The organism is Novosphingobium lindaniclasticum LE124 (assembly GCF_000445125.1).
In the GTDB taxonomy this organism is placed as follows: domain Bacteria; phylum Pseudomonadota; class Alphaproteobacteria; order Sphingomonadales; family Sphingomonadaceae; genus Novosphingobium; species Novosphingobium lindaniclasticum.
In genome coordinates this window covers 1-8,427 of the sequence record NZ_ATHL01000103.1, presented here as the reverse complement: position 1 = coordinate 8,427, position 8,427 = coordinate 1, and the positions used below count along the sequence as shown (strand labels likewise).

Below are 8,427 nucleotides of genomic sequence, written 5' to 3'. Positions count from 1 at the left end.
GAGGTCCCGGAACGCTATGGTCCGTCGACGACCTGCTACAACCGGTTCATCCGCTGGCGAAAGGCTGGAGTGTGGGACCGATTGTTGGCGGCGGTTTCCGCCGGTTTCAACGGCGAGTTGGTGATGATCGATTCCACTTGCATGCGCGTCCACCAGCACGGTGCGACGGGCAAAAAGGGGGATCCGGCAATCATGGCATGGGACGTTCCCGGGGCGGCCTTACGACCAAACTCCACGCTCTTGTCGACGCTGATGGACGTCCTGTCGGACTGCGACTGACGGGTGGCCAGGTCCATGATGCATACGAAGCTGAAGCGCTGATCGAGGCCATTCCCGAGGGTGCCACCCTGCTCGGTGACAAGGGCTATGACAGCACGGCCATTCGCGAGGCGGCCGCGGCCAGAAACATCTGGGCCAACATTCCCAACCGCTCCAACCGTAAGCAGCGCTTCGGCTTCTCGTCATGGCTCTACCGCCAGCGTAATCTCGTCGAGCGCTTCTTCAATCGGATCAAGCAGTTCCGGGGCATCGCCACCCGATATGACAAGGATGCTGCCAACTATCTCGCGGCCATCAAGCTCATATGCGTCAGGCTGTGGTGCAATGCGTAATGAGTCCACGCCCTAGAACGCCTCCGAGGATAGGCAGGCAAGAACCATGTTCGACCCAAAGGCCCAGTCGTTCCGCGATGAAACCGCTTCGCTACGCTGCGTTCCCTGGCGGACGATGGAAGACGAGATTGCCGCCTGGGATCGCCTTGCGCGGGATGCCAGCGAGCCCAATCCCTTCTTCGAGAGCTGGTATCTCCTGTCCTCGCTGCGCCATCTCGCCCGAACCGCGAACGTCATGATCCTGCGGTTCGAACGGGCCGGACAACTCGCAGGCCTGCTGCCGATCCTGCGCTCGCGCCGTTATTACCGCTGGCCAGTGCCGAATCTGACGAGCTGGCTCCATGACAACTGCTTTTGCGGCGTTCCGCTGGTACTGCGCGGGTCGGAGACCGTGTTCTGGCGCGCACTGCTCGGCTGGGCGGACGGAACGGCGCGGCAGGCCCTGTTCCTGCATTTACGCGGCCTCCCCCTCGACGGCCCGCTTCATGCCGCGCTTGCGCATGTCCTGACGGTGCAGCGGCGTCATTCCGAAGTGGTCCTGAGCGAGGAGCGTGCCTTGCTCGCCTCGAACCTCACGCCCGAGGCCTATCTGGAAGCCTCGCTCTCGGGGAAGAAGCGCAAGGAACTGCGCCGTCAAGCCAGCCGCCTTGCGGAACTTGGCGCACTCACGGTCGAGCAGCGCACCGACGGGGAAGGACTTGCCGCATGGTGCGACGCTTTCCTCGCGCTCGAAGCCTCGGGCTGGAAAGGCAAGGCCGGATCCGCACTGACGAGTGTCCCCGCGACGGGCAATCTCTTCCGCGAAAGCCTGCAAGGCGCTGCCGAGCGCGGCCGTCTCGAACGCCTCGCGCTCACGCTGGACGGTCGCCCGATCGCCATGCTGGCCAGCTTCCTTACCCCGCCGGGCGCCTATTCCTTCAAGACCGCCTTCGACGAGAACTATGCCCGCTTCTCCCCCGGCGTCCTGCTCCAGCGCGAGAACCTGCGCATTCTCGAACGCGCCGACATCGCCTGGACCGACAGCTGCGCCGCCGCCGACCACCCCATGATCGACCACCTCTGGCGCGAGCGCCGCACGATCGCGCGGCTTTCCATCGCGATCGGCGGCCCGCTCCGCCGCCGCCTGTTCGGCCAATTCGTCCGCGCCGAAACCGCGCGCAGCCCTGCCGGAGGAAGCCCGTGAACGTGTTTTCCAGAGCCCGAAACGCCGCCGTCTTCCCGGAGGATACGCGCCGCCGCTTCGCCGCGAACTACCCCGAAGTGCCGCACAAGTTGGCCCATGCCCTGGGCGACCATCCGTTGCTGACACTCGAAGCTCTCGCCACGCTTGCAGAGTCGCTCCCCGCCACTTCGGTCGAATACAACTTCGGCAACCAGCCGCTCGGCGTCGACGGCAAGCCCGCCCCCACCGGCATCCCCATCGGCCGCACCATCCGCGAGATCGAGACGACCAACTCCTGGGCCGTCATCAAGAATATCGAGCGAGACCCCACATACGCGCGCCTGCTGGAAGACCTGCTGGACGAACTGCGCCCCGCCATCGAAGCCAGGACCGGCCACATGATGAAGCTCCAGGCCTTTGCCTTCGTCACATCGGCAGGCGGTGTCACGCCCTACCACTTCGATCCCGAGCACAACATCCTGCTGCAAGTGTGCGGCACCAAGGTCATGACCCAGTTCCCCGCCGGGGATCCCCGCTACGCGCCGGACGAGGTCCACGAGACCTACCACACCGGCGGTGGCCGCGAACTCAAGTGGCGCGACGACCTGCTCCCCGGCGGCACCGAGTTCGCACTTTCTCCGGGCGAGGCCGTCTACGTGCCGGTCATGGCGCCGCATTTCGTGCGCAACGGCACCGCGCCCTCGGTTTCGCTGTCGATCACCTGGCGCTCGGAATGGAGCTTCGCCGAAGCCGACGCGCGGGCGTTCAACGGGTGGCTGCGGGGGCTTGGGCTGACACCGCGCCGGACCGGGCGTTGGCCTGCGCGGAACCGGGCGAAGGCTTTGGCCTGGCGGGTGGTTCGCAGGCTTGGGAAGTAAAAGAGAAGCAGGGGCCATCGCCCCTGCACTCCATTGACGTCTCGGTCACGCGGACCGACAGCGTCGTGCGCCCATGGCTGCGCCGGGAGCCTTAATGGCTGCGCCGCAGGAGCGCACAACGCATAGGTCGCGCGACGACGACATTCCGAGGGCCCGGGGGATCATCCCCCGGAATCTTGCTCTTTTACCTCGCCCTCTTCACCCACGCCGCAACCTCGACCCGCTGCCGCGGACGATTGGCCAGACGCTCCTTGAGCCCGGTCAGCGCCTGTACCACCGGCTTGGCCTCGTCGGCCGGAAGCGTCGCGGCATAGGCCTCGATTTTGCCGACCATCTCGGGGTTCGTGCTCGATGCGACGATGCGTGCGAAGAAACGTGCACGGCCGGAGTGTTCGATCAGTCCATCGATCGCCGCCTGATGTGCGCGGACAAAATCGAAAGTCATCTCCGGGTGCGCACGACCGACCGTGGTGATGATCTGCGAGGCGCTGGTCGCATCCGGCGTACCGGAGACGGCGAGTTCGAGCGCATCTTTGGCGATAGCCTCGTCCCGTGCCATGCCGAGGTTGGTGTAATAGAGCTGGCGTTCGACGAAGCTGGTCGCCTTGCCGGCCTGCCCGCGCAGCAGGTCCCAGTCGGCGCGGGTGGCGTTGGTGGCGGCCACGCTCAGCCAGGTGCCCTTCAGCGGGCCATCGAGCGACTTGGGATCGGCAGCCAGGCCCTGCAGGCGGCGGCGCGCTTCGGCCACGACGCGCTTGTCGCCGATGGAGCCGAGCGTATCGATCAGTTGCGCGCGCAGCTTGGTATCGGTCAGCGGCTCACCCGCCACCGGATCGAAGCCGAGCTTGTCGAGACGCGGCGCCCAGGTCTTCGAGATGCGTGCGGCGATCCTGTCCTTCGCCCTGGCATCGTCCAGCAGGCCGTAGACGCCTTCCCACTGTCCGACGACCTTGCCTGCAAGCGTCGCATCGGTGGTGCCGGGAACGGCGGAGAGCAGGCGCAGGCCGGCCGACATGTTCTGATAACCGGCCAGCGAAAGCGACAGGTTGTCCCGCAGCAGGCCATACTGGTCGATTGGCGCGAGCGAGCCGAACGAAGAGACCAGCGCGTCGAGCGCCTTGGCGTTGTAGAGCGTGCGGTAATAGCCCAGCTGACCCGCGTTCACGAGCACGGCATCGCAGCTGTTCACGGTCACGCTGTCGGTTTTGCTGGTCATCAAGTGGCGCATGGGTTCGCCGTTACCGGCGCGGATCAGCAGCGGCATCGGCCAGATCGGCTTTTCACCGCCTCTCGCCGAGGGATCTAGCGAGAAAGCGTCCTGCGTCAGGTCGAGGCGGGTCTTCCCGTCTGCGCAGGCCGAGACGTTGACGCGCAGCAGCGGTACGCCCGGCGTATGGGTGAAGGCTTCGGCGATGAGGTCCACGTCCTTGCCGCCGGCCGACTCCATCGCCGCCCAGAGGTCCCGACTGGCCGTGTTCGAATAGGCGTGGCTGCGCATGTAGGTCTGCATGCCGGCGCGCCAGGTATCGGCGCTCACATAGTCCTCCAGCATCGAGATCACCGCCTGCCCCTTCTGGTAGGTGATCGAATCGAAGGCCTGCTCCATTTCCGAAACGGTGCGGACTTTCTGCACCACCGGGTGCGTGGTCGGCAGCGCGTCGAGGGCCATGGCGCCCTCGCGGCCGTCGATGCCGTTCAGCTTCCAGTTCCATTCCGGGTTGAAATGATCGGTGACCTTGTCGGCCATCCAGCTGGCGAAGCCTTCGTTCAGCCAGATGTCGTCCCACCAGGCCATCGTCACCAGATCGCCGAACCACTGGTGGGCGGTTTCGTGGGCCTGGACGCTGTAGATGCTCTGCTTGCCCGAGGGGCTGGTCGTGGCGGGATCGAGCAGCAGGATACGTTCGAAGCTCATGATCGCGCCCCAGTTCTCCATCGCGCCGAAGAACTGCGACGAGCCGGGGGCCGCGATGTTGTCGAGCTTGGGCAGCGGGAACTTCACGCCGAAGTAGTCATCGAACCACGGCAGGATCTGGGCGAGACCGTCGCGGGCATAGTCCGCCTTGGCACCGCTGCCGGTGGGCGAGACGATGCCCACTTCCACGCCGTCCGCGGCCTTCGTGGCCGTCCGCTCGAAATCGCCCATGCCGAAGAACAGCAGGTAGGAACTCATCTTGGGCGTGGTCGCGAAGGTCACGCGCTTGAGGCCGCCGGGGAGCACTTCCTGGCCCTTCACCGGCATGTTGCTCACCGCCATGCGGTCTGCGGGGACGATGGCGGAAAGGTCGAAGGTGGCCTTGTAGCTTGGCTCGTCGAAGCTGGGAACGAAGCGCCGGGCGTCGGGCGCTTCGAACTGGGTGAACAGCCCGCGCACGTCCTTGCCGGTGCGCCTGTCGGGATAGTCGAGCGCGAAAAGGCCGGAGGGCTGCGTACCGATCTTGCCTGCATAGGTCACTTCGAGGCGATACTTGCCCGGCGCGATAGCCTTTCCGGCGGCGAAGCGCAGGGTCTGCGCCTTTTCGTCGACGCTGGTCTGGAGCGCGGTTACGGTGCCGTTCTCGGCGACCAGCTTGGCGTCCGAGACGGTCAGGCCGTTGCCGTGCAGCGTCAGAGCATCGCTGGCGGTGAAGACGGTGACGTCGATCGAGACGGTGCCGCTGAACGTCAGCTTTTGCGCATCAGGGGTGACTTCGATGCGATAGTGGGTGGGCCGAGCGTTGCGCGGCAGGTCGCTCGGCACGGTCTCGGCCAGCGGCACCGGGGCGCCCGAAGCGGCGGGCGGCACGGTTGCGGCGAAAACCGAGGTGGAAACGGCAAAAGCAATCACGGCACCGGCCGTGGCGAGGTTACGCAGGGAAGAACGCATGAGAGGCTAAAGCTCCGGGAATTCGGATTTGTTGCTGATGCGCGAGGGTTTCGCGCGCGCAAGCGGATGGGCGTGTCCTAGCGGCAAGGGCTACGCGGCGGCCATGTCGTTCGTCGATGCCAGTCGGCGGTTCGTATGACGTGCTGCTGCCTTTGGCGGGCTTGGCTCGCCAAATCGCCGAATCGAACACCTCTCCGAAGGTGGGCATTTCGACGTGGCGTGACGTGATCTTACCTCTCTCCCTATAAGCCGCCTGCCTTAGCCGTTCGGGTGGTAGAAGTCGTAGATCGTCTGCGCCACCGCCGCGCTGACGCCGGGCGCGCGCTGGAGGTCCGCCAGGCTGGCCGCGCGCACCTTCCCGGCGGTGCCGAAGTGCAGCAGCAGCGCTCGCTTGCGCGCCGGGCCGATGCCGGGAATTTCGTCGAGCGGGCTGGCGGTGATCGCCCGGCTGCGCTTGGCCCGGTGCGCGCCGATGACGAAGCGGTGGACTTCGTCGCGCAGTCGCTGGAGGTGGAACAGCAGCGGCGAATTGACCGGCAGCATCTTTTCGCGCCCATCGGGGAAGTGGAAAATCTCGCGCCCCTCGCGGCCATGGTTCGGCCCCTTGGCGATGGCGATGAGGTTCACGTCCTCGATGCCGAGTTCCTCCAGCGCGTCCTTCACCGCGCTCATCTGGCCCTTGCCGCCGTCGATCAGCACGAGATCGGGCCAGGTGCCGCTCTCGCGCTCCGGGTCTTCCTCCTGTACCCGGCCAAAGCGGCGGGTCATCACTTCGCGCATCATCGCGAAGTCGTCGTTGCTCTGCGCTTCGCGGATGTTGAACTTGCGGTACTGGCTGGTGAGGAAGCCTTCCGGCCCCGCCACCACCATGGCGCCGACGGCCTTGCTGCCCTGGATATGCGAGTTGTCGTAGACTTCAACGCGCTGCGGCAGGTCCGGCAGTTCGAGAAATTCCGTCATCTCGCGCCAGATCTTGGCCTGCGAGCCACGCTCGGCCATGCGGCGGTCGAGTGCTTCCACGGCATTGCGCACGGCCTGATCCATCAGGCGGCGACGGCTGCCGCGTTGGGGTACGGATATCTCCACTTTGCCGCCCGCCAGTTCGCGGAAAGCCTCGGCCATGAGTTCGGCCTCGGGCAGTTCGCGATCGACGAGAATGGTGCGCGAAGGCGGCACTTCCTCGTAGAACTGGGCGAGGAAGCTCTGGAACACCTCCTCTTCCGACAGGCCTTCCGTATGGGTCGGGAAGAAGGCACGGTGGCCCCAGTTCTGGCCGCCGCGAATGAAAAAGGCCTGGACTCCGATCTGGCCGTTCTTGCAGGCCATGGCGAAAATGTCGGCGCTGTCCATGCCCTCGGCGTTGATCGCCTGGCTGCCCTGGATGAACGTCGCCGCGCGCAGGCGGTCGCGCAACATGGCGGCGCGCTCGAAGTCCAGCGAGGCAGCGGCCTCGGCCATCTGGCTCTCGATCTTCTTCTGCACCGCGCTGGACTTGCCGCCGAGGAAATCCTTGGCCTCCTTCACCAGTTCGCCATAACCCGCCTCGTCGATCCGCCCCACGCACGGCGCCGAGCAGCGCTTGATCTGGTAGAGCAGGCAGGGCCGGTCGCGCCGCGCAAAGAAGCTGTCGGTGCAGGAGCGCAGCAGGAACAGCTTCTGGAGCGCGTTGATCGTGGTGTTCACCGACCCGGCGCTGGCGAAGGGGCCGTAATAGTTGCCCTTCATCTTGCGCGCGCCGCGGTGCTTCATGATGCGCGGGAAGTCATGCTCGGCGCGCAGCAGGATGAAGGGGAACGACTTGTCGTCGCGCAGCAGCACGTTGTAGGCCGGGCGGAACCGCTTGATCAGCTGCGCTTCCAGCAGCAGCGCCTCGGCCTCGGAATTGGTGGTGACGATGGTCATCGAGCGCGTCTGGCTGACCATGCGTTGCAGGCGGCCCGGCAGGCGCTCCCACTGCGTGTAGTTCGCCACCCGGTTCCGCAGCACCCGCGCCTTGCCGACGTAGAGCACGTCGCCGCGCGCATCCTGCATGCGGTAGACGCCAGGCTTGGCCGGCAAGGTCCGCACGACTTCGCGGATCGCCTCGACGCCCGCTTGCAGATCGGGCTGTTCCGAGCCGCGCACGGTAAACGTCGCCCGCTCCTCGTTGAAGCGTTCGGTGCCCTTGGGGTGTTCGGGGGTTCCGGCAGGTGTTCGCGCCATGACGGCCAGATAGAGACTCGCGCGCCGAAGGGGAAGCGCCGTCGTCCCGGTCTTGCTCCGGGACCGATGGCCGTGAACAGCCCATCTCGCGGCAGGGCGCCTTTCAGCACGCTACCGCCTCAAGAACTGACACCCGGTCCCGGGTCGAGCCCGGGACGCCATATGATTCAGAACATCTTTCTGAAATCGATGCCAATCACCCGGCCCTGCGGCTCACGATAGCCCGCCTGGTAGGCAAGCGGCACCAGCCCGTTCCGGTCCGTGACCTTCTGCCGCGAATCGAGCAGGTTCTCCGCCACGAGCGCGAGCCGGGTGCCCTTGAGGAACGGCATTTTCGCGACCAGATCGGCATTCTTCCCCAGATCCGCGAAGATGCGCAGGTTCACGTCGAAGGTACTGCCGAACCGCAAGTCCGAACTCGTGGGCGCTCCACTGCCGTCGACGCGGGTGGGGGCTTCCCATTCGGCCTTGAGGCGGAAGCCATAGCCGTTCTTGAACATCCCGCCTTCCGCTTCGATGGCGTGGCGCGGCACGCCCCCGGCCGTAAGCGCCTGGCCGTTCAACTGGTCCAATTCCGGCACGCCGTCGGCGATCTTCACCCGGTCGCTGAAGCGCCAGGTGTGATAGACCGAGAGGTTCCAGCGGCCGCCCTTCCCGCCCGGTCCGCCCGGCGGCGGTCCACCTGCCGGAGCCCCGCCGCCGGCGGGC

General features: G+C 66.0%; 5 protein-coding genes and 1 pseudogene. 3 read left to right on the top strand and 3 right to left on the bottom strand.

The window, feature by feature from the left end:
- From L284_RS40460 to L284_RS40450, 3 genes and pseudogenes are all read left to right on the top strand, one after another.
- Positions 1-611, top strand: a pseudogene (locus L284_RS40460) (IS5 family transposase); the annotation flags it as partial.
- Between the two features lie 46 nt (positions 612-657).
- A complete protein-coding gene (locus L284_RS40455) occupies positions 658-1,794 on the top strand; it encodes a GNAT family N-acetyltransferase (RefSeq protein ID WP_021235096.1) in 1,137 nt (378 codons plus the stop codon).
- A complete protein-coding gene (locus tag L284_RS40450) occupies positions 1,791-2,651 on the top strand; it encodes a transcriptional regulator (RefSeq protein WP_021235095.1) in 861 nt (286 codons plus the stop codon). The genes L284_RS40455 and L284_RS40450 overlap by 4 nt, the downstream gene beginning before the upstream one ends.
- Before the next feature lie 184 nt (positions 2,652-2,835).
- Here L284_RS40450 and L284_RS40445 read toward each other — a convergent pair whose 3' ends face one another.
- From L284_RS40445 to L284_RS40435, 3 genes are all read right to left on the bottom strand, one after another.
- Positions 2,836-5,517, bottom strand: a complete 2,682-nt coding sequence (locus L284_RS40445) for a M1 family metallopeptidase (protein WP_021235094.1) — start codon at positions 5,515-5,517, stop codon at positions 2,836-2,838.
- A 258-nt stretch (positions 5,518-5,775) separates the two neighbouring features.
- The gene (uvrC, locus tag L284_RS40440) at positions 5,776-7,719 is read right to left on the bottom strand and encodes an excinuclease ABC subunit UvrC (protein ID WP_021235093.1); all 1,944 of its coding nucleotides are present in this window, start codon (positions 7,717-7,719) and stop codon (positions 5,776-5,778) included.
- Between the two features lie 167 nt (positions 7,720-7,886).
- Positions 7,887-8,427: hypothetical protein (locus tag L284_RS40435; protein WP_021235092.1), on the bottom strand; the 541-nt coding region annotated here is incomplete at its 5' end.